The 22,152-nt window shown below is 64.6% G+C and carries 19 protein-coding genes; 8 read left to right on the top strand and 11 right to left on the bottom strand.

Annotated features, from left to right (window positions below):
* Window positions 1–6: 6 nt before the first annotated feature.
* From yajC to ruvB, 5 genes are all read right to left on the bottom strand, one after another.
* Entirely contained in the window at window positions 7–336 is a 330-nt protein-coding gene (gene yajC, locus IPP90_00885; protein MBL0169267.1) for a preprotein translocase subunit YajC, read from the bottom strand.
* Window positions 337–356: 20 nt separating this feature from the next.
* Entirely contained in the window at window positions 357–1,526 is a 1,170-nt protein-coding gene (tgt, locus tag IPP90_00880; protein MBL0169266.1) for a tRNA guanosine(34) transglycosylase Tgt, read from the bottom strand.
* Window positions 1,527–1,583: 57 nt separating this feature from the next.
* Window positions 1,584–2,621, bottom strand: a complete 1,038-nt coding sequence (gene queA, locus IPP90_00875; protein MBL0169265.1) for a tRNA preQ1(34) S-adenosylmethionine ribosyltransferase-isomerase QueA — start codon at window positions 2,619–2,621, stop codon at window positions 1,584–1,586.
* Window positions 2,622–2,708: 87 nt separating this feature from the next.
* Window positions 2,709–4,961, bottom strand: a complete 2,253-nt coding sequence (locus IPP90_00870; protein MBL0169264.1) for a GWxTD domain-containing protein — start codon at window positions 4,959–4,961, stop codon at window positions 2,709–2,711.
* 14 nt (window positions 4,962–4,975) lie between these two features.
* Window positions 4,976–6,004, bottom strand: a complete 1,029-nt coding sequence (gene ruvB / locus IPP90_00865) for a Holliday junction branch migration DNA helicase RuvB (protein MBL0169263.1) — start codon at window positions 6,002–6,004, stop codon at window positions 4,976–4,978.
* A 165-nt stretch (window positions 6,005–6,169) separates the two neighbouring features.
* Between ruvB and IPP90_00860 the strand changes: the two genes are divergently transcribed.
* From IPP90_00860 to IPP90_00845, 4 genes are all read left to right on the top strand, one after another.
* The gene (locus IPP90_00860) at window positions 6,170–6,673 is read left to right on the top strand and encodes a DUF3299 domain-containing protein (GenBank protein ID MBL0169262.1); all 504 of its coding nucleotides are present in this window, start codon (window positions 6,170–6,172) and stop codon (window positions 6,671–6,673) included.
* Window positions 6,670–7,386 (top strand): ABC transporter ATP-binding protein, encoded by a 717-nt coding sequence (locus IPP90_00855; GenBank protein ID MBL0169261.1) that lies wholly within the window; start codon window positions 6,670–6,672, stop codon window positions 7,384–7,386. The genes IPP90_00860 and IPP90_00855 overlap by 4 nt, the downstream gene beginning before the upstream one ends.
* Window positions 7,387–7,404: 18 nt before the next feature.
* Complete coding sequence (locus tag IPP90_00850; protein ID MBL0169260.1) at window positions 7,405–8,850, top strand: ABC transporter permease; 1,446 nt, start codon at window positions 7,405–7,407, stop codon at window positions 8,848–8,850.
* A gap of 64 nt (window positions 8,851–8,914) precedes the next feature.
* Window positions 8,915–10,555, top strand: a complete 1,641-nt coding sequence (locus IPP90_00845; GenBank protein MBL0169259.1) for a M28 family peptidase — start codon at window positions 8,915–8,917, stop codon at window positions 10,553–10,555.
* Between the two features lie 66 nt (window positions 10,556–10,621).
* Here the strand turns inward: IPP90_00845 and ruvA are convergent, their stop codons facing one another.
* From ruvA to IPP90_00820, 5 genes are all read right to left on the bottom strand, one after another.
* Entirely contained in the window at window positions 10,622–11,221 is a 600-nt protein-coding gene (gene ruvA / locus IPP90_00840; protein ID MBL0169258.1) for a Holliday junction branch migration protein RuvA, read from the bottom strand.
* Window positions 11,218–11,799, bottom strand: coding sequence for a crossover junction endodeoxyribonuclease RuvC (gene ruvC / locus IPP90_00835; protein MBL0169257.1), 582 nt, complete (start codon window positions 11,797–11,799; stop codon window positions 11,218–11,220). The genes ruvA and ruvC overlap by 4 nt, the downstream gene beginning before the upstream one ends.
* 3 nt (window positions 11,800–11,802) lie before the next feature.
* On the bottom strand, window positions 11,803–12,546 hold the full coding sequence (locus IPP90_00830; GenBank protein MBL0169256.1) for a YebC/PmpR family DNA-binding transcriptional regulator: 744 nt from the start codon (window positions 12,544–12,546) through the stop codon (window positions 11,803–11,805).
* Window positions 12,547–12,615: 69 nt separating this feature from the next.
* Window positions 12,616–13,464, bottom strand: coding sequence for an AAA family ATPase (locus tag IPP90_00825; GenBank protein MBL0169255.1), 849 nt, complete (start codon window positions 13,462–13,464; stop codon window positions 12,616–12,618).
* Between the two features lie 38 nt (window positions 13,465–13,502).
* Window positions 13,503–13,895, bottom strand: a complete 393-nt coding sequence (locus tag IPP90_00820; GenBank protein ID MBL0169254.1) for a hypothetical protein — start codon at window positions 13,893–13,895, stop codon at window positions 13,503–13,505.
* An 87-nt stretch (window positions 13,896–13,982) separates the two neighbouring features.
* Here IPP90_00820 and IPP90_00815 point away from each other — a divergent pair, with 87 nt between their 5' ends.
* Genes IPP90_00815 through IPP90_00805 form a run of 3 tightly spaced genes read left to right on the top strand, consistent with a single transcriptional unit; the run spans window position 13,983 to window position 18,593 of the window.
* Window positions 13,983–15,545: a response regulator gene (locus IPP90_00815; GenBank protein MBL0169253.1), complete on the top strand. Its 1,563-nt coding sequence runs from the start codon at window positions 13,983–13,985 to the stop codon at window positions 15,543–15,545.
* 7 nt (window positions 15,546–15,552) lie between these two features.
* The gene (locus IPP90_00810) at window positions 15,553–17,424 is read left to right on the top strand and encodes an ABC transporter ATP-binding protein (GenBank protein MBL0169252.1); all 1,872 of its coding nucleotides are present in this window, start codon (window positions 15,553–15,555) and stop codon (window positions 17,422–17,424) included.
* 23 nt (window positions 17,425–17,447) lie between these two features.
* Window positions 17,448–18,593 carry an aminotransferase class V-fold PLP-dependent enzyme gene (locus IPP90_00805; GenBank protein MBL0169251.1) on the top strand — a complete coding sequence of 382 codons (1,146 nt, stop codon included), beginning with the start codon at window positions 17,448–17,450 and terminating at the stop codon, window positions 18,591–18,593.
* 23 nt (window positions 18,594–18,616) lie between these two features.
* Here IPP90_00805 and IPP90_00800 read toward each other — a convergent pair whose 3' ends face one another.
* Window positions 18,617–19,915 (bottom strand): tyrosine--tRNA ligase, encoded by a 1,299-nt coding sequence (locus IPP90_00800; protein MBL0169250.1) that lies wholly within the window; start codon window positions 19,913–19,915, stop codon window positions 18,617–18,619.
* Between the two features lie 69 nt (window positions 19,916–19,984).
* Between IPP90_00800 and IPP90_00795 the strand changes: the two genes are divergently transcribed.
* The gene (locus tag IPP90_00795; GenBank protein MBL0169249.1) at window positions 19,985–22,147 is read left to right on the top strand and encodes a PBP1A family penicillin-binding protein; all 2,163 of its coding nucleotides are present in this window, start codon (window positions 19,985–19,987) and stop codon (window positions 22,145–22,147) included.
* The last annotated feature ends 5 nt before the right edge of the window (window positions 22,148–22,152 follow it).

Here is a 22,152-nt window from a genome sequence, read left to right as displayed (position 1 = left end):
GTTCGGTCAGGCGGATGCCGCGCTGGACGCGACCCGGGCAATGCGACCGCGTTCGATGATGAGACGGGAATCCGCCGACTTGATCGTGATGCGGTCGTCCATGGACGACACGGCGGTACCCTCTTTCATCTGCTGCGCGATGTGCAGGACCTCGCCGACAATGCCGCCGGCCGTCACGATCTCGTCCCCCTTCTTGAGCTCCTTGATGAGCGCCTCGTGCTTCTTCCGCTGCTGCTGTTGCGGACGAATGAGCACGAAATAGAAGATGGCAAAGATCGCACCATACATGAAAACCATCTGGGCGATCGAGCCACCGGCGGCCTGGATCGCGAGCATCGATGCGGAAATGGGAACGGTCATGGAGTATTGGAAGCGGACGTGACGGTCGATCGGGACAGGTAGCGCGCGAGCCACGCTCGGCTCCAGTCGTCGAACGCGCTGGTGGCCAGCGCCCCTCGCGCTTCGCGCATCAGCGCAACAAGGAAATGTACATTGTGGAGGGAGAGGAGGCGCAGTCCGAGCAGCTCTTCGGTGACGAAAAGATGGCGGAGGTAGGCCCGAGAAAACCGGGTGCATGCCGCACAGTCGCATTCCGGGTCCAGCGGAGTCGCGTCCAGCCGGAATGTGGCATTCTTGATGTTCCGGCGACCATCCCGGGTGAAGAACGCCCCGGTTCGACCCATCCGCGTCGGTGCCACGCAGTCGAACAGGTCGACCCCGCGTGCGACCCCCTCCACCAGGTCTTCCGGAAATCCCACCCCCATCAGGTATCGCGGGCGGTCGGTGGGCAGTTCACGATCAACCACGTCGAGCATCGCATACATGTCGGGCTTGGCCTCACCCACCGACAAGCCGCCGATGCCAATGCCGACCCACTGGTCCATGTCGCAGATGGCTCGAGCCGACTCACGGCGCAATCCGGCATGTATTCCGCCCTGGACGATGGGGAACAGCGCCTGTTGCGCCGTGGGCGCGTCCGGATCGTCGTGCTGGAGCCGGGCGAACTCGATTCGGCAGCGCTCGAGCCAACGCACACTGCGCTCCATCGCATCGCGGGCTGACGTCTCGTCGGATTGCCCCGGCACCACGTGATCGAATTGCATGATCACATCCGCACCGAGGTTGCGTTCGATCCGCATCACCGACTCCGGTGTGAACTGGTGCAGCGAGCCGTCGAAGTGACTGCGGAACTCGACGCCGTCCTCACTGATTGTGCGCAACCCCTCCAGTGAGAAGACCTGAAATCCGCCCGAATCGGTCAGCAGCGGCCCGTGCCACTGCATGAAGCGATGCAACCCACCCAACGCGCGCACCGCGTCGTCGCCGGGCCGCAGGTGCAGGTGATAGGCATTGGCCAGCACCATCGTCGCGCCCAGTCGCGTCAGGTCATCGGGGTCCAGCGATTTCACGGACGCCAGCGTGCCCACCGGCATGAACTGCGGCGTCTCGATGTCGCCGTGCGGCGTCGTGAAGACGCCGGAGCGGGCGGAGCCGGAGGCGTGCGTGACGGTGAAACGGAAGGGCATGGCGGTATGAAGACGGGAGACGGGAGACGGGAGACGGAGACGTCCAGACGTCCAGCGTCAAATAACCGCCATCGCATCCCCGTACGAGTAGAACCGGTATTGCCCGGCGACGGCCGTCCGGTACGCTTCCATCGTCAAGTCATACCCGGCAAAGGCTGCCACCAGCATGATCAGCGTCGACTTCGGCAAGTGAAAGTTGGTGATCAGGTGGTCGACACCGCGAAACGTGTGGGGCGGTCGCAGGAAGATGTTGGTGTCACACTGCGTGCCGTGAATCTGCCGGTCGGCGGTCGCGGCGGTTTCGAGGGTGCGCACACTGGTGGTGCCCACGGCCCACAACGCGCCGCCACGCGCGCGAACGGCATTCATGGCGGCGGCTGCGTCGTTGCTCACTTCGCACCATTCCTCGTGCATGAGATGCCGGGACGGATCGTCGTCTTGCACGGGGCGAAAGGTGCCCGGCCCCACATGCAGCAGCACGTCGATGCGTGGCACACCGCGCGCGTCGAGTCGCGAGAGCAGGTCGGGTGTGAAATGCAGCCCCGCCGTTGGTGCGGCGACCGATCCCGATTGCGCGGCATACACGGTCTGATAGCGCGAGGCGTCTGCCGAATCGTCGTCGCGCCCGATGTAGGGCGGCAGCGGGATGTGGCCGTGACGTTCGATCGCCGCCTGCGGATCGTCGTCGGTCAGCAGCTTCACAATGCGGGTATGCCGTGCGGTGGTCTCGATGATCTCAACCTGAAAGCCCGGCGCGATGGTGACGAGGCGCCCCGGCCGGAGCTTGCCACCGGGGTGGATCATCGCTTCATAGTGCACGGCATCAATCGGGCGCAGCAGGAGCACTTCCGCCGGGCCGCCGCTCTCGCGATGCCCCAGCAATCGCGCGCGAAAGACGCGCGTGGTATTCACCACGATCGCGTCGCCGGGCGGAATGATCTCCGCGAGATCGCGAAAGACCCGGTGGCTGATGATGCCCGTCGCGCGATCAACGACCAGCAGTCGACTCGCATCGCGCGGCTCCACCGGACGCTGCGCGATGCGCTCGTCAGGGAGTGGGTAATCGTAGTCGGAAGTCCGGCTGCCAGGCGGCATGTCGGCAGGTTCCGTCGGGGCATGAAGTTGAACGACCATCGGTGTCGCGAAAGACAACCTGATGCGGCGCTCGGCGCAACAGTCGGACTACTTGATCCGGAATTCCGTGAGACGTGATGTTCTCCTGCCGTTCCCCAGATCCGTAATCTCCACACGCAAACGGTATGTGCCCGGCGGCGAATCGGACACGTCCAGCGACAGGAATTCCACCAAAGTGCCGGCGGCCGCCGCTGAGCGATCGAAGGCGATCGTGAGCTTGTCGCGCGACACTTGCGGCCGACCGATGGTGCGCCCCAGTCCGTCCACCACACGCGCGGCAAGACGGCCTGCCGCCGTGCGATCCGCGCGCTCGACAGCGAGCGACACGCGGTACTTGCTGGCGCCTTCGCGCGCGACGAGATCATACATCTCCCACAGCAGACCGACCGACGTCCCGCGGCCGTACGACCCGATGCCGGGTTCAATGACGACATCGCGCCAGCGTCGTGGAGCGACCCCATCCCGCAGGACTGGCTTGTCACCCAGCAGGATGTCACTCATGCCGAAGCCGTTGGTGGCGTCGGGATTGATGCGCGCCATCGCGCGGGCTGCGCGCTTGCTGTCGGCCTGCAGCGCTTCCACCCGCACGACATTGATACCGGGCCCCAATCGGCGCAGCCAGTTTCGCGGCATCGGCGCATTCGCGGAATCCGGGCGAACGGCCTGCTGCACCGATTCCACGCCCTTGACCCGCACGAACTGGTCGAAAATGCGGAAATCGACATCGATCGGCGCGCTGGTCAACTCCAGGCCGCGCACCAGCGAATCGATCGGAATGAGGGACGCGACGACGGCGTCTGCGGAATCGGCCGTCGCCCGGAAGCGCGTGACGCGAACCGGGATCGTATCAATCTGTCGGGTCGACGCGATGTTGGCCCAGGAGACCGGCATCGCACTCATGATCTGCTCGACGTTGTCCCGGTCGACGAACGCAAACCGGGCGGTGCCGAAGCCGGGCGGCAGGTCGAAGAAGAAGACGAGTCCGCTGGCGTAGGCCCATACGAGCGTGACGCCACCGTCCGTGTTGGACGCCTGGAAACTCGAAGTGCCAGGGACGGTCATCTCCAACTCGGGAGGGCCGTATCGAACGAAGATGTCGCCGCGATCGGTGTCTGCGCCGCGCAGACCAGCATCTTCATTCGTCCATCGGAAGTCTGACCACACGACACGTGACAGAAACTCGAGACGGTACTCGTTTTCGTTGGTGAGCGTGAGCGGATCGCTCATGAACCAGAACATCTGCTCAAGTCCGCGCTGCTGCGCCGCCGGGAGTTTCCCGAACGCGGTGGTATCGCCAACCGTCCCTTTGGTTGCCTTCGTGGCCTTGGGACGGAGGATACGCGTGAGCCGCGTCAGGCGCGCCTGGTCGACATCATCCATCAACGCGAAGGCGCTGTCGAACGCCACCTGCGCCGACTGATCGTCGCCCAGTCGATGCAGCGCCAGCCCACGCGCCAGTTGCGCCTGATCATCCAGCGGAAAAGCTCGAGCGCGCTGTCCGGCTACCGCAAGCATTTCACTCCATCGGCCGCGTTCGCCAAACGCCATGTACAGATGGCGACTATACCGCTGCGAGGTCGGATCGGCGTCCACCGCCATCCGGAAGTGTTCGGTCGCCTGCAGATAGTCCTTCTGGCCGGTCGGGGGATCGATCTTGTGGATGTAGCTGTCGATGAAATCCCGCGCCTTGTCACGCGAGAAACTGTTGAACATCGTCAGTTGGATCTTCTGCTGACCGTCGGACAGCAGGGCGCGATTGGCCACCGGTTCGTATCGACGCCAGATGGCCATCCCCACTTCGTCGGCGCTTGTGGCCAGCAACAATGTGTCGCCGGTCTTCCGCGCGGCATCCAGCGCGTTGGACACTTGTCCGCTGGCGGCGAAGCGCATCGTGGCGATGCCCGATCCAAGATTGAAGCGCCCCAGGGACAGCCAATACCGCGCGCTATCCGGTGAGAACTGCGTGGCCAGGCGCAATGCGGAATCGGCACCGCGCAACAGGCGCACGGCGCGTTGGTCGCTGACGTAGTTCGCGTTACGCCTGGACCTGGCCATGTTCCAGTTCAGCAGGCCGAACTGGTGCCAGGCCGCGCCGTCCGCCTTGTTCGCGCGCAGCGCCGAGTCGAGCATCGCGTACGCCCGGGCGGTGTCGCCGCTCGCAGCAACGGAATCCGCGCGGGTCGCGATGGGCGCGGTTGCACGCTGCGCGAAGGCGGGCTGCGGCCAAACAATTCGCGTGGCCAGCCACCCGGCCACCACCAGACGGGTGAACGCGGCGCGAAAACGCCATGGGTTCAGCATGGAGGCGTGAGACGTCAAAACAACCCAGGTTGTTCCGCAGCCCCTGCCGGAGGGACGAAACCCAGATGACGGTAGGCGTGCGCGGTGGCAATGCGCCCGCGCGGCGTCCGTTGCAGAAATCCGTTTTGCACCAGATACGGCTCGTACACTTCCTCGATGGTGCCGGCATCCTCGCCAATGGCCGCCGCAATGGTGCCAAGACCTACCGGACCGCCCTCGAACTTCTCGATGATCGTCCGCAACAGTCGGCTGTCCATGTCGTCCAGCCCGAAGTGATCGACATCCAGCAGCGCGAGGGCAGCCTGGGCGACGGGCAGCGTGATACGACCATCGGCGCGGACCTGCGCGTAGTCGCGCACCCGCCGCAACAACCGATTCGCCACACGGGGGGTGCCCCGCGAACGCTTGGCAATCTCGTGCGCACCGGCCGCATCGATCTCGACGCGCAGCACGTCGGCGGTGCGTCGCACGATGATCTCCAGTTCGTCGGAAGGATAGAAGCCCAGTTGGTGCATGATGCCGAATCGCGCGCGCAGCGGCGCGGTCAGCATGCCCAGTCGCGTGGTCGCTCCCACCAGCGTGAAGCGCTCGATGTTCATCGAGATGGTCTGGGCCTTGGGACCTTCAGACAGGCGGATGTCGATCCGATAGTCCTCCATGGCCGGGTAGAGAAACTCCTCGATCGCCGGACGCAGTCGGTGGATCTCATCGATGAACAGCACGTCACCTTGCCGCAGATTCGTCAGCGGTCCCACCAGATCGCCGCCCTTCTCCAGCGCGGGCCCTGATGTCATCGCCACGTTCACGCCAAGTTCGCGGGCAATGAGGTCGGCCAGCGTGGTCTTGCCAAGGCCCGGCGGCCCGAAAAACAGAATGTGGTCCAAGGGCTCGCGTCGCGCCTTGGCGGCATCGATCGCAATGGCGAGGCTTTCCTTGACCTTGTTCTGCCCGATAAACTCGGCCAGCCGCTGCGGACGCAGGGACAGCTCGACGACGCTCTCGTCGGGCATCTCTTCCGGCGTGGTGATTTCGGCGCGGCTCATGAGCAGATAACGGGCGAGGGCATAAAAGGGATGCGGAATATACGAACTGTCCGGCACGCTGTCGGGGGTGCCGGGTACCAAACGGAACCGATCGCCCAGCGTTTGCCCGGATTCCGCGTATCTTTCACAGAATTCGTCCCGTACGTTTCGTCTGCCGAGCCCGCCATGTCCCGTCGCCTGTTGTCGTGTGCCTCCCTGCTGGGGATTGTCGCGGTCGTTGGGGTGACCACCGCCGCAACGCCTCCCCGAACGTCGGCCGTGCCGATGCACGCACCGACCGAAGTGGGTCCCGTTGAGGAAGCCATCAACATCGATTGGCGCGTGTTGGCCGGATTGGACTATGCCAACGGCAAGGCGACGGACACGCTGAAGAAGCTGGAAGGGAAACTGGTGCGCATTCCCGGTTTTGTGGTTCCGCTTGACGATTTCCAGGATGAAGGCGCGGAATTCCTGCTGGTCCCGTACTATGGCGCCTGCGTGCACACACCGCCGCCGCCTCCGAACCAGATCGTGATGGTGGGTATGGCCGGACGCAAGTCGGTGAAGCTGAATCTGTTCGATGCGGTCTGGATGTCCGGACGGCTCAAGATCGCGTCGGTGGAAAGCCCGTACGGCACCGTGGGATACCAGTTGGAAGGGATGAAGGTCGAGCCCTACTCGTCGAAATGACGTCGGTGCCGGCAGCGGTGCCGGCGGTCGAACTCTCGGCGCTTCGGTTCGCGTACCGCACGGGCAGGGATGTGCTGTCCATCGATCAATTGGTGATCGATCGCGGCGACACGGTGTTCCTCCATGGGCCGAGTGGTAGCGGCAAGACCACCCTCCTCGGGATTCTCGCCGGTGTGCTTCAGGCCTCCAGCGGACACGTCAAGGTGCTGGGTGCCGATTTCGCGACGCTTTCCAGTGGCGCGCGCGACGCCTTCCGGGCACGGCACCTGGGGTACGTGTTCCAGATGTTCAACCTGATTCCGTACTTGTCGGTGCGGGAGAACATCTTGTTGCCCATCCGACTCGATGCGCATCGCCGCGCCAAGCTCGGGTCGGTGACCTTCGCCGCCGCCGTGCACGACATCGCGGGCCAACTCGATATCCGCGAGTTGCTTGATTCGCCGATCGCCGAGTTGAGCGTCGGACAACAGCAGCGGGTGGCCGCCGCCCGCGCACTCATCGGGCATCCGGAAGTGATCATCGCCGACGAGCCCACGTCAGCACTCGATACCGACCGTCGGGAACAGTTTCTGCAATTGCTGTTTGCGTCGTGCCGAGCGGCCGGAGCAACGTTGATCTTCGTCAGTCACGATCACACGTTGATGCCACTGTTCTCCCGCACCGTTGAATTGACAGAGATCAATCGGGCCGCGACGAGGCCCGTCCATGATTGACGGCCGCCTGGTGATGGCATGCTGATCCCGCGTCTTGCCCTGCAATCGTTGCGCAGCCGGCTGCTCACGACGTCGCTGACCGTCGCATCGATTGCGCTCAGTGTGACGCTGCTGGTGGGCATTGAACATGTCCGCGCCGGCGTGCGCGATAGCTTTGCGGGCACCATTCGCGGGGTCGACCTGATCGTCGGCGCGCGGGGCGGTTCGTTGCAGGTGCTGCTGAGCTCCGTCTTCGGCATTGGCAGCCCCGCCGGTTCGGTCAAGTACGCGACGTTTGAACGCTGGCAGCGCCATCCGGCGGTGAAATGGGCCGTGCCGTATTCGCTGGGCGACAGCCATCGCGGGTTTCGCGTCGTCGGCACGACGGAGGAGTTCTACCAGCGCTATCGGTTCCGGCAGAACGCCAGCATCACGTTTGCCCAGGGCCGTGCCGCGTCGGGCGACACGGACGTGGTGATTGGCAGTGAGGTCGCCGATCGGCTCAAATACGCGATCGGTTCACCAATCGTGGTGGTGCATGGATTGGTGGATATCGGCACCAGTAGTCACGAGGCGCACCCCTTTCGCGTGGTCGGAATCCTCGAGCGCACGTTTACGCCGATCGATCGCACGGTGTACGTCACGTTGGAGGGCATTGAGGCGATGCACGATGACGGCACGTCTTCCGCAGTGCTTCCGGCGAAACCAGTGCCCGTGAAGGCGAAGCGCCGCCCGCTGCCGCCACCGGGAACGCCGATGGCAATGCCGGGGGCGTCGCCGCCACCGGGAACGCCGATGGCAATGCCGGGGGCGTCGCCGCCACCGGGAACACCGATGGTGATGCCGGGCGCCGAGCCGCCGCCGATGCCGGCACGGGCTCCCTTGCCGGCCCCCGCTCCGGCTGCCTCTCCTGCCGCCTCGGCGCACCAGCCACAGTTGCTCACCGCGTTCTTCATCGGCACCAGGAATCGGTTCGAAGCGCTGATGTTGCAGCGTGAGATGAACACCGATCTCACCGAGCCCCTCACGGCGGTTATTCCCGGTGTGGCGCTTGGCGAGCTCTGGAAGAACATCGGTAGCGCCGAGGTCGGCCTGCAGGTCGTGGCCATCTTTGCGGTGGCAATCGGTTTGACCGGCATGCTGGTCGCGCTGTATTCGTCACTTGAGGCACGACGTCGCGAAATGGCAATCTTCCGCGCCATCGGTGCCGGACCACGCACCATCGTTTCACTGCTGGTCCTCGAATCGACGCTGCTGTCGTTGCTCGGCTGCGTGATTGGTGTGGCCTTCGTGTACACGTTGCTGGTGCTTGGTCAGCAACCCATCGAACAACGGTTTGGCTTGCATCTGGCCATTCGCCCGCTGGGCGCGACCGAGTGGGGATATCTCGCGGTGGTGCTGGTGTCCGGCGTGATCATCGGGTTCGTGCCGGCAATCAAGGCGTACCGCACGTCACTGGTCGACGGACTGAGTCCGCGGGCCTGAGTTGTTACGCTCCGCCCTCTTCGTTTCCGTCTCCCGCAACCTCAACGCACGGGAAGCACTGTCCATGACCCGTCTCCCCCTCGTTCGCTCGCTGCTCCTTGTGGTGGCCACCGCCGCACCACTGCTCGCTCAACGAGGCGGGCCGCCGCCGCGCGTCCAGAAGAATCCGCAGGCCATCCCGTTCTCCCCAGACTCGGCGCCGGCCTACGTGCGCACCAGTGCGCCGACCGATCCGATGATCCTCAAGATCTGGGAGGAAGGGATGCAGCGATCGCAGGCCGCGTCGCTCTCGCAAGTGCTGATGGATTCCATCGGTCCGAGACTGACTGGGTCGCCGAATATGAATCGTGGTCAGGATTGGCTTCTGGCGACTTACAGGAAGTGGGGCGTGAGCGCCAGGAAGGAACAGTACGGCACCTGGAACTCGTGGAAGCGTGGCGCAGCGTTTGCCCAGCTCACCGAACCGCGTGTCAAACCGCTTGAAGCCGCCATGCTGTCATGGAGCGGCAATACGGGCGGGAAGTGGATGGATGCTGATGTGGTCACGTTGGTGCCGTATCGCACGCCCGAGGAGTTTCAGGCGTGGCTGCCGTCGGTGAAGGGCAAGATTGTGTTGGCCAGCGCGCCGCGCATTTCGTGCCGCATGCCGAATCAGATCGCCGAATTCTCGATGCCCTCCACGCAGAATGCGCTGGACTCCATGCAACGGGATCTCACGGCCACCTATCAAGGGCTCACGCAGCGCGTTCCGACGTTCTACAACGATCTCAAGACCGCCGGTGCGGTTGCGGTGTTCGAGTCCAATTGGTCGCAATACCCGGGCATCGACAAGATCTTTGGGTCACCGCGCAATGCGGCGCTGACGGTGATGGACGTGGGTTGTGAGGACTACGGCATGCTGTTCCGCCTCGCGCAAAACCATCAGGCGCCCAAGGTGCGGGTGATGGCCGAGTCGGAATTCCTGGGTGATCAGCCCGTGTTCAACGTGGTCGCCGAAATCAAGGGATCGAAGAAACCGGACGAGTATGTGCTGCTGTCCGCGCACTTCGATAGTTGGGAGGGGCACTCCGGCGCGACGGACAACGGGACGGGTACCGTCACAATGCTCGAAGCGCTGCGGATCCTGAAGACGGTGCTGCCCAATCCGTCGCGCACAATACTCGTTGGTCACTGGAGCGGCGAAGAACAGGGCCTCAACGGCTCGGGTGGTTATGCCGCCGACCATCAGAATGTCGTGAAGGGTCTCCAGTTTGCGTTCAATCAGGACAATGGCACAGAACACGTGGTCGGCACGGGGCCGTCGATTCTCCCCGAGAACGGCCCGCGCCTGGCGCAGTACATGAGCGCCATGCCGCGCGAACTCACGCAGTGGATTCGCCTCTCGGGTCCCGCTGGCGTTGGCGGCGGGTCCGACCATGCGTCGTTCCTGTGCTATGGGGCACCCGCGGCCAGTCTCGGCGCGCTGGGATGGGACTACAGCAACACCACCTGGCACACCAACCGTGAATCGTACGACAAGGTCATTCAGGACGATCTCAAGCAGAACGCGACCCTGACGGCGATGTTCGCGTACCTGGCCAGCGAGGACGCCGAGAAGAGCTCGCGCACACTGATGAATCCGATGCCGAACGGGCCGAACGGACAGCCCGCCACGATTCCGAGCTGCGGCAAGGTGTCGCGCGATGCGGGGCAGTATAGGAGGTAGGAGGTAGGAAGTACCAGGTACCAGGTACCAGGTACCAGGTACTCGGTACTCAGTACTCAGTACTCCCTACCTGGTTGTCAGCTTCCCCAACGCTGCGCGCACGACCACCGATACGTCGCCGGCGGCGCCTCCCTCGACGACTGCGCGCACGGCGCGGTCTGCGTCCACCTGTGCGTAGCCAAGCGCCACCAGCGCGCGAACGGCATCATCCGCCATTGGACTCGTGGCGGCGACGCCCGGCATGCCCGGCGCACTGCCCACGGCGTCAATCTTGTCCGCCAGATCGAGAATGATCTGTTCCGCCTTCTTGCGCCCCACGCGCGGCACCCGCATCAGCGTGGTGATGTCTTTCTCGCGAAGGGCGCGCACCACCCGTTCCGCGGTGAGCGACGACAGAATGCCGAGTGCCAGTGACGGACCCACTCCCTTGGCCACCAGCAGGCGCTGAAACACGCTGCGCTCGTAGGCCGCATCGAATCCGTACAACTGCCAGGCATCCTCCCGAACCGCGAGATGCGTGAACAGCGTCACCGGTTTGCCAAGGGCCGGCAGTGACTCGAACACCGACAGCGGAATGTGGCACTCGTATGCCACACCACCGGCGGTCATGATTTCGACGCGATCGAGTTCGCGAAGAACGAGCGTGCCTGCGATCTGGGAGATCACGTGCGGGGAAGGCGGGAGACGGGAGACGCGAGACGGGAGACGTCCGGGAGCGAGATCGAGAAGACGGGGGACAAGCAGGCGCACAGGGCGGCGGCGACACCGTCGGCGGCGTCGGCCGGCTGCGGCGCGGACTTCAATCGCAGCAGCTTGGCCACCATGAACTGCACCTGTTCCTTCGTGGCGGCGCCCGTGCCGGTAATCGATTTCTTGATTTCGGCTGGCGGAAATTCATGAATAACGAGTCCCGCTTCCTGCGCGGCCAGCAGAATCACGCCGCGGGCATGCCCGAGAACGATGGTTGTGCGCACATTCCGCGCGTAGAAGACGTCCTCCACCGCCACCGTGTCAGGCTGGTGCCGCGCGATCAGCTCGCTGACGCCGGCGTGAATATTGTGCAGGCGCGCCGGCAGCGGCTCCTTGGCGTTGGTGCGGATGACACCACATTCGACGAGGGTGGGCGTGCGACCGTCATACGAGACCACGCCGTACCCGGTCACTGCGGTCCCCGGATCGATACCGAGCACGCGGGTGGGGCGCGCGGCGGCCGAGGCACTCGTTCGTGTCGGCGCGCGCGTCACCGTCTAATCCTGCGCCAGTGCGTCGTCGTCCATCTCGAAGTTGGCGTCAACCTTCTGCACATCATCCAACTCCTCCAATGACTCGAGGAGCTTGATCAACTGCTCCGCCGCGGTGCCTTCCACCTTGACGGTGCTTTTGGGCACCCAGGCGAGTTCGGCATCGGCAACCACGTACTTCTTCGCCTCGAGACCTTCCTTGAGCGCGTGCAACGAGGCCGGTCCCGTGGTGATGACAAACTCGTCCTCCTCTCGCACCACATCATCAGCTCCGGCCTCGAGGGCGGCCTCGATCAGCGCGTCCTCGTTGATACCAGTGGCCTGCACGGTCATCTGGCCCTTGCGATCAAACAGATACGCCACCGAGTTGCTGGAGCCCATGTTGCCGTTGTTCCGCGACAGTTTGTGCCGGACGTCGGCGACGGTGCGCGTGGGGTTGTCGGTGACGGCGGCGATCATGATGGCCACACCGCCGGGACCGTACGCCTCGTAGAGCACCTCGACGTAGTCGATCCCCTCCAGTTCACCAGTGCCCTTCTTGACCGCCCGCTCGATGTTGTCCTTTGGCATCGACACGGCCTTGGCATTGTCGATCGCCGTTCGCAACCGCGGATTGCCCCCCGGATCGCCGCCACCAAGCTTGGCGGCCATCGTGACTTCGCGAATCAGGCGCGTGAACAGCACACCGCGCTTCTTGTCGGTGGCCGCCTTGGCGTTCCGGATGTTCTTCCATTTACTGTGGCCAGCCATGCGTTCCTCGTTCGGGTTCAGCCGAGAAATATGGCGACGGATGGCGCTCGACTGAAGTCGGGAGTCGGGTTACGTCTCCAAAACGTCTTCGAATCGCAGCCACTTGGCGTAGAAGAACAGATCCACATAGGCCAACGCGCCGTCGCGATTCTTGAGCAGCCGCAACTCGGTGGCCCCCGCCACGCCCATGTCGGCGTCGTACAACTCCTCCCGATAGAGACCCAGCACCACATCCGCATGAGTTCCCACCGCGCCGCGCACGCCGAAATCGGTGAGACGGGGACGTCGGTCGTGCCGCTGGCGGTCGAGTGCCGGCAGGTGCGCCAGACAGATCACGGCAGCGTCCCGCGCCAGGGCCAGCCGTTTGAGCGCAAGAACGGCGTACGCCAGTGCTTCATCACGTGGTTGGAACCGCGAATGATCGCGCGCCAGCAACGCTTCCAGGCCATCAATGATCACTACCGACGGCGCCGGCGCGGCATCGGCCGCCCGCTCCACCGTATCCATGCCCCCGTCCCCGAGCGTGTCGATGACCGGAGATCGGTCACGCAGGGCCACGGCAGCCGAAGCGAGCCGGATGCGCTCGTCCTCGTCGACAACCCCCAGGCGCAGCGCGTCGAGGGAGACGCGGGCGCTCATGGCCAGGGCCCGCTCGAACGCGCGCTCGGGGTGCATCTCGCTGGTGAGCAGCAGTGTCAAGGGGTGCATCCGTAGCGCCATCGCCAACGCCAGCGCCGACGTGCCCACACCATCGTCTCCGCCCATCACGATCAGGTCGCCGCGGCGCACACCGCCACCGAGCGCGCGATCCAAAGACGGGAAGCCCGTGGCCAAAATGGCCGGATGCGTGTCGCCCTCCCGGAGTCGGTCGACACGCGCCACGACGCGCGCGAGCGGAGAGATATCGTGATGCGTCACGAGAGCGGAATGATCAGGTCAGCACGCGGCGTGGGCCATCAGCCGGCCAGCAGTCTGGTGAGTCGCTCCAGTTCATGCACGGCCGCACCATCCAGATGTGGCGACGTGACGGCAATCAATCCGCGCAGCGCACCCGCCACGTGCAGCGGAGAATTTGCCGTCGCTTCCACACATCGCGCGAACGGCATACGCGTGGCGGCCGGCAACGCCAAGGATGCGAGCCAGACCTTGGCCGACGCGGCTCGCGCGACGCGATCAGGCGCCGTCATCGGATCGGGGCTGCGCAAGCCGTTCGCCAGACGGGCAATGAGCAGCGACGCGAGCGCCACCTCGCGTCCACCGCCCAACGGCAGTCGACCAGCGAGCGCGGCCAGCGCCGGAAACGGAAAGGCCAGCCGTTCGAGGCTGTAGGGGAGCGGTTCGGTGTGCACGGGCCGAATCTACGACAAATACCCGCGGCGCGTGGGCGAACGTCTGAACTGGACCACGCCCCTGCGCGTCGGGTACCTTTCGGCCATATGGCGCAGCCGGCAAAAACGATACTGTGGGTCGACGACGAGGCCGAGCTGCTGGAGCCGCACCGGCTGCTGCTCGGCGACAAGGGGTACGCCGTGGAGTTGGCGACCAATGCCGACGACGCCCTCGAACTGCTGCGTCGCAAGCCGTACGACCTGGTGCTGCTGGACGAGCAGATGCCGGGCACCCGCGGCCTCGATGCCTACAAGGGGATTCGCGAACTCGCGCCCACCATGCCGGTGGTGATGGTCACCAAGAGCGAGGAAGACGCGACGCTCAAGGAGGCGATCGGCGCGAATCTCCGCGACTATCTGGTGAAGCCCGTCACGCCGCGACAGGTACTGTCAGTCATCACCCGTATCCTCGAAGGGCCGCTCATCCGGTCGCAGGCGCTGGCCCGGGCCTTTGTCGAACGGTTTCGCGCCATTGAAGCGGCCCGCTATCACGGTCTCGACTGGCGAGGCTGGATCGAGCGATTCACTGAATTGATGCAGTGGGACGTGAATCTGGCCGATGCCGGCGAGTTGGGTCTGCACGAATCCCTGAAGGGTCTGTATCCCGACATGCATCGGGAGTTCGCGACGTTCATGCGCACCGAGTATCCGCGCTGGCTGCGTGAACTCGAAGGCGATCGCCCGCCCTTGTCGGTCGATGTCGTCACCGAGTTCGTCCTGCCGGTGCTGGCGCGCGACAAGAAGGCCATCTTCATCGTGATTGACTGCCTGCGCGAAGACCAATGGCGGGTGCTCGAACCGCTCCTGGCGCCGCTGTTTGAGGTGGAGACGACGCACTACTACTCCATCCTCCCGACGGCCACGCCGTATGCGCGGAACGCGCTGTTCAGCGGCCTGTTCCCGGGAGAGATTGCGGCGCGGTTTCCCGACTGGTGGAAAGAACGCGACGACGAGACGCTGAACGCGCACGAAAAGGATCTGCTGCAGGCGCATCTGGCGGAGTTGCAGATTGTCGCACCCGTGCGATACCACAAGATCACCACGGCCACGGACAGCGATGATCTGGAACGGCACCTGCCAGGGGCGATTGCCGGCGAAGGACTGCACTCCTTCGTGTTCAATTTCGTCGACCTGCTCACCCACGGGCGCAGCGAATCGATGATTCTGTACGAAGTGGCGCGCGACGAAATCGCGCTGCGCGCCCTCACTAAGCAGTGGTTTGAACGGTCGTCGCTGTTGTCCCTGCTGCGCGAGGCGTCGCGTCGCAAGATCTCGGTGGTCATCACCAGTGACCACGGCGCCCTGCACTGCAACACGCCCACCACCGTGTTCGCCAAGCGGGACGCCACGGCGAACCTGCGCTACAAGTTCGGCGAGGACATTCGGGCGGAACGCCCCGAACACGCGCTGTTGTTCACCAATCCTGACGATTTGCGACTGCCACACCGGGGGCCGGGCACCAATACGCTGCTGGCCGCCGGCGACACGTTCTTTGTCTATCCTACCAAGCTGCGCGAATACCAGGGACGCTATCGCGGGTCCTTTCTGCACGGTGGCGTGACGCCGGAAGAATGCATCCTGCCGGTGGCACTGCTCACGCCCAAGCCGTGAGCGCCGCGTGAGCGCGGACGTTACGGGCGCCCATCGCGTCGCCAATCGCCAGTTGTGGGGGCGGTTGTGGACATTCGTCCGCCCGCATCGCGCCAAGCTGGTGGGCGTGATTGCGCTCAACGCAGTGGCGGCCATCGCCGACGTGTTTTCGTTCACGCTCCTCATCCCGTTCCTGAACGCGCTCTTCGGAAAGACCGACATCCTGCCGGCTTCGGGCGTCATCAGCGACGTGCTGCGCGCCACGATCGGCGCCCTGTTGGTGCCCGACGATCAGATGGCATCACTGCGGAACGTGATCCTGGTGATCCTCGTGGCCGTCACCGTCAAAAACACGCTGGTGTGGCTCAGCGGGCAGATTGGCGTCCAACTGCAAGAGTACGTCGTGCGCGATTTGCGCGATCGGGTCTACGCGCACTTGCTGCGACTGCCGCTGCCATGGTTTACGCGCAACAAGGTCGGGCAGGTCATCTCCCGCATCCTGAACGACACGAACAACGCGAAAGCGGTGGTCACCGAGCTCGTCACCCGCTCGATGTGGTCCGGGGCGCAAGTGCTGGCCACCATCGTGGGCATGCTCGTGCTGTCGTGGCAGTTGACGCTGGCGGCACTGGTAGTGGCCCCACTCACCATCGGCGCACTGCAGCCGGTGTTGCGCAAACTGCGCAAAGGGTATCGGCGGCTGGGCAACGATCAGGGCGAACTCACCAGTCTCGTGCAGGAAGTCGTGAGCGGCGTTCGCCTGATCAAATCGTATGGCGCCGAGCCGGGCGAACAGCAGCGGTTCGTGACGAGCAACGCGTCGTTTGCGCGGGGGTATGTCCGGGTCGGCCGGTTGTCGATGCTCTCCGGGCCCGTGACGGAAACCCTCGGCACCTTCACGGCGGTCGCCATTCTGTGGTTCGGCGCGAACCTGGTGTTGGTGGAGAAGTCACTGGGTGACGCCGAACTCATTGTGTTTCTGGTCTGGGTCATGCGGTTGCTGCAGCCGCTCAAGCAGCTCTCGCAGGTGCAACCGGCGGCGCAACAATCGCTGGCCAGTGCAGAGCGTATCTTCGAGATCCTCGACGCTCCCACGGAGACCGCGACCGATCGCGGAACGATTGCGTCGCCGAGCTTTCGTGAGGCGATTCGATTTGACGGCGTGAGTTTCGCCTACGACGGTGGCGCGGAAGCCTTGCGCGACGTCTCGTTCGTTGCCGCCAAGGGTGAAGTCGTGGCCCTGGTCGGCGCCAGCGGCGCCGGCAAGTCCACACTGGTCGATCTGATCCCGCGGTTCATTGAGCCCACGCGCGGACGCATTACGATGGATGGGGTGGATCTGCGACAGATCCAACTCGATGGATTGCGCGCCCTGACCGGCATCGTCAGCCAGGATACCGTGTTGTTCAACGACACCGTGCGAGCCAATGTCGCCTTCGGGCGCACCCACGCCAGTCAGGAGCAGCTGGATGCGGCCGCGCAGGCGGCCAACGCGCTCGGGTTCATCCAGGCACTTCCCGAAGGATGGGAGACGAATCTGGGAGAGCGCGGCACGCGCTTGTCCGGCGGACAGCGGCAGCGTCTGGCCATTGCGCGCGCACTGTTATCCGATCCGCCCATCCTCATCCTCGACGAGGCCACCTCCGCGCTCGACGCCGAGAGCGAGAAGCTGGTGCAGGAGGCCATCGATCGCCTGCTGCTCGGTCGCACGGTGTTTGTCATTGCCCACCGTCTGGCCACCATTCAGCACGCTGATCGCATTCTGGTGTTCGATCAGGGCCGGTTGGTCGAGGAAGGCACCCATGACGCGCTGCTTGCCACCGGCGGCGCCTACGCGCGCCTGCACGCCATGCAATTCGAGCGTCGTGCGAATGCCGACGAACCCGTCGCCGACTCGTAGCACGTACCCCTGAACCGCCATTCATGCCCTTCGATCCCTACGCGCTTCGCACTCGTGAATATGGCTGGATGGCCAACGATCCGACCATCTATCTGAACGCGGCGTCAACCGGGCCGATGCCGGCGAGTGCCGTCGCGGAAGCCGATCGATGGAGCCGCCTCCGCGCGCAGCCGCACCACATCCCGTTCCAGTGGATGCTGGATGCCGCCTCCACGGCCCGTCGGCAATTCGGGCAGTTGGTCGGCGCTGACGCCGAAGAGATCGCGCTCATGCCCAACACCACCTACGGACTCAATCTTGCGGCGCGTGCGCTGCCGCTGCGTCCCGGGGTGATACTGACCTTCGACGGGGAATTCCCCAGCTGCGTGTATCCGTTCCAGGCGCTGCGCACCCGCGGCATTACCCTCGACCTGATCCCCCGTCGCGACGGCATACCCGATGAGGACGCGCTCGTGAAGGCGATTGCCCGCCCCGACGTGGTGGCGGTGGTTGTGTCATGGGTGCAGTTCGCGAATGGCTTCGTGGCCGACCTCGCGCGCATCGGCAACGCCTGTCGCGCACACGGCGTCTTCTTCATCGTCGACGGCATACAAGGCTGCGGGATGCGGCCAATCGACGTGCACGCCCTGCCCGTGGACATCTTCGCCAGCGGCGCGCAGAAGTGGCAGCTGGGGCCATGGGGCACCGGCTTCGTCTACGTCCGGCGCGAGCTCGTCGAGCAACTCGAGCCGCTGGATGTGGGATGGGCGTGCATGCGCGCGTCGTCCGACTACACCCGCCTCACCGACTACGAATTCGACTTCTATCCCGACGCGCGTCGCTTCGAGGTGGTGACACTGTCCTATCACGACTTCGCGGTGGCGAACGCGTCAACGTCGATGTTGCTGTCTGCGGGCGTTGCCAACGTGTCCGCGCACATCGAGCGTCTGGTGGCGGAAATCGTCAATTGGGTCGCGTCGCGCGCCGATGTACGACTGGTGACGCCGGCCGACCCGGCACGGCACGCCGGTGTGCTCTCGTTCGCGCCCGCCGATCCCGCCGCCATGAGTGCGCGATTGCAGGCCGCGCACGTCGCGCATGTCGTGCGGGAGGGCGCCGTGCGACTCTCGCCCCACTGCTACAACACCATCGAGGAAATTCGTCAGGTGCTCGCCGTGCTCGACGACTGACCCAACGTCAGACGCGCAAAGCGCTACTCGGCAGGCACGTCCACCAGCCCGTAGTCGCGCGCGCCCTTGCGCAGCAACAGACAGCGGCCACCCAGCAAACGATCACGTGAGACGGTGCGTTCGGTCGCCGACAGTTTGACACCGTTGACGCTCACGCCACCCTGTTCCAGCAGGCGCTTGGCCGCACCCCGGGAGGCGGCGAATCCCAGGGCCGTGAGACACTCGTACACGTCGACGCCATCGGTCGCGGCTCCGCTTTCAGCCGACGGCGCATAGACGGCGAACGGGATCTCCGCGCGCAACGCGTCGAGGGCGCCGGCGGACAGGGTGCTCGCATCGGCCTTTTCGAACAGCAACGCCGACACCTCGCGGGCGACTCGCGCCGCATCAGCACCATGCACGCGCGTGGTCACATCGGTCGCCAGCGTGCGCTGCGCCTCGCGTTTTTCCGGAGCGGATCGCACCGCCTGGTCCAGCGCTTCGATCTCCGCGCGTTCCAGCAGGGTGAAGAAGCGCAGGAAACGCGACACATCGCGATCGTCGGCCCCCATCCAGAACTGAAAGAACTGGTAGGGTGACGTGCGCGCGGCATCAAGCCACACGGCGCCGGCCTCACTCTTCCCGAACTTGGAGCCGTTCGCGTTGGTGATGAGCGGAAACGTCAAAGCGTGCGCCTCGGCCCCGGTGGTCTTCCGGATCAACTCCAGGCCGGCGGTGATGTTGCCCCACTGGTCGCTGCCACCAACCTGCAGCGTCACGCCCTCGCGCCGGTGCAATTCCAGGAAATCGTGCGCCTGCAACAGCATGTAGGAGAATTCGGTGAACGAGATCCCGTCTTCCAGACGCGACTTCACCGAGTCCTTGGCCAGCATGTAGTTGACCGAGAAGTGCTTGCCCGTATCTCGCAGGAAATCGAGCAGCGACAGGGAGGTCAGCCACTCCGCATTGTTCACCAGCTTGGCGCCACGCGGTCCGTCGAAATCGAGGAATCGCGCCAGTTGGCCGCGAATGCTGTCCGCATTCCCGGCAATGGTCTCGAGCGTCTGCAAGGTGCGTTCACTGCTGCGACCGCTTGGGTCGCCGATCATGCCGGTGCCGCCGCCGACCAGCGCGATCGGACGATGGCCCGCGCGCTGCAGATGCATCAGCCCCATCACCGGAATGAGATTCCCCACGTGCAAGCTGGACGCCGTGGGATCGAAACCACAGTAGCCGGTGACGGTGCCGCGCTGCAGCGCGCTGGCGAGTCCCTCGGTGTGCTGGAACAGGAGCTCGCGCCAGGCAAGCTCGAAAATCGGGGCGGGGGTCTCGGACTCGGTCATTTCCGAAAGATATCGGCATTCGCGCTCTTGGCGCGCCCGGGGGATCGTCGATAGCGTTCAGGAACCTCCATGCGATTCTCTCCCTCCGATTTCGCGCGCCGCCATCCCCGGCTGGCCTGGCTTGGTGTGCTCGCCGTCTTTGGCGGTGCACTCGGTGCGGGAGTGCTTGGGGGCGCCTGGATGGTCATTTGCCGGGACGGCCGCTGTCCGTCCATTGCCTCGCTCGAGGCCTACGTGCCGCGACAGACGTCCAAGGTGTACGCCGCCGACGGGCGCTTCATCACGGAGCTCGGACTGGAGCGACGCACGCTGATTCGCCTCGACCAGATCCCCAAGCATGTGCGGGACGCGGTGGTGATGACTGAGGACCACCGATTCTATCGCCACGACGGCATCGACTACTATCGAATCCTCGGATCCGCGCTTCGTAACGTGCGGGCCGGGCGGTATGCGCAGGGGTTCTCGACCATCACCATGCAGCTCGCTCGCAATGTCTTCTCTGATCGTATCTCGCGAGAGAAGACACTGCTGCGGAAGCTCAAGGAAGCCCGCGTCGCCCGCGCCATCGAGCAACGATACTCCAAGGACAAGATTCTCGAGTTGTACCTGAATCAGGTCTACCTGGGCAACGGCGCTTATGGCGTCGAGACGGCGGCGCAGCGGTATTTCGGCAAGTCCATTCGCGATGTGTCCGTTGCCGAGGCGGCCATGCTGGCCGGCCTGCTCAAGGGCCCCGAGCGCTACAATCCTCGGCGGTTCGCCGATCGTGCCATTCTGCGTCGCAATACGGTGCTGGAAATCATGCGCCGTGAGCGCGTCATCACCGCCGCCGACGCGTCATTGGCCAAGGCATTTCCCCTGCAATTGGCGCAGCGCACCGAGTCCGGTGATGTGGCACCCTATTACCTCGAGTGGGTGCGCACCCAGCTGCTGGAGCACTTTGGTGACCGACTCTACGATGAAGGCCTGAAGGTCTACACGTCATTGGATCTGGACATCCAGGGAGCGGCCGAACGCGCACTGGAGAACCAGCTCAAGGCCATTGAAGCCGGTCGACACGGTGCCTACAAACACCTGACCTACGAGGCGTACACGGCGCGATCGGCCGAGGGGGGCGAGACGGGTGCCGCCAACTCGCCGTATCTGCAGGGCGCATTCGTGGCGGTCGATCCGCGCAGTGGAGCCGTGCGCGCGATGGTGGGAGGGCGCGATTTCGGCGATTCGAAGTTCAATCGTGCCGTCCAGGCCCTTCGTCAGCCCGGCTCGACATTCAAGCCCATCGTGTATGCCACGGCCATTCATGAAGGCCTGAGTGCGGCGCAGGTGGTGGACGATTCGCCCATCTCCCTCGATCAGTTGTCGGGTGAGGCGTGGACCCCGCAGAACTACGACATGAAGTTCATGGGCCCCATTCCGTTGCGGAAAGCCCTCTACATGTCGCGCAATCTGGCGGCCATCCGTACGGGCATGGCGGTCGGTCCGCAGGCGGTCATCAACATGGCGCACCGTTTCGGCATCAGCACGAATATTCCGCCGTATCCGTCGATGTTCATCGGCTCAGCCGATGTCTACCCGGTCGAGATGATCGGGGCGTACTCGGTATTCGCCAACCTCGGGCTGCGCACCACACCGCACGCCATCGTGAAGGTGGAGAATGCGCAGGGCAAAGTGGTCTGGCAGCCGCAATTCAGCCGCGACGCCGTCCTGTCGCCGGAAGAAGCGTGGCTCATGGTGAGCATGATGAAGGACGTGGTCGTGCGCGGTACCGCCGCGCGCATCTGGGGGTCCGGATTCCACGTGCCGGCGGGTGGGAAAACCGGAACCACCAACGACGGTTCGGATGTCTGGTTCATCGGGTACACGGCCGACCTCGTGGCCGGTGTCTGGATGGGCTTCGATCGTCCCACAAAGATCAAAGCGAATGCACAAGGTGGTGAGCTGGCCGCACCGGCCTGGTCCGCATTCATGACCGAGGTCTATCGGCGCAAGCCGCAGCCTCCGGATTGGCCTCGTCCCGACGGCGTGGTGGTGCGCGAAATCGATGCGCTCACCGGGCGTCTTGCCACCAGCGCCTGCACGGCCAATCTGGTGACGGAATTCTTCGTGGCGGGAACCGAGCCCACGCACACGTGCACCGAGAACGTGCCGAATGCGCTGATCCTTCGGGTGGACAGTACGCTCCGCGCCAACGCGCGCGACACGGTACGACCGCCGCCACCGCGCAACGAGTGATGACG

The organism is Gemmatimonadaceae bacterium (assembly GCA_016720905.1).
In the GTDB taxonomy this organism is placed as follows: Bacteria; Gemmatimonadota; Gemmatimonadetes; order Gemmatimonadales; family Gemmatimonadaceae; genus Gemmatimonas.
Note: the sequence above shows the minus strand (reverse complement) of the source record. Positions and strands in the feature narration are given on the sequence as shown.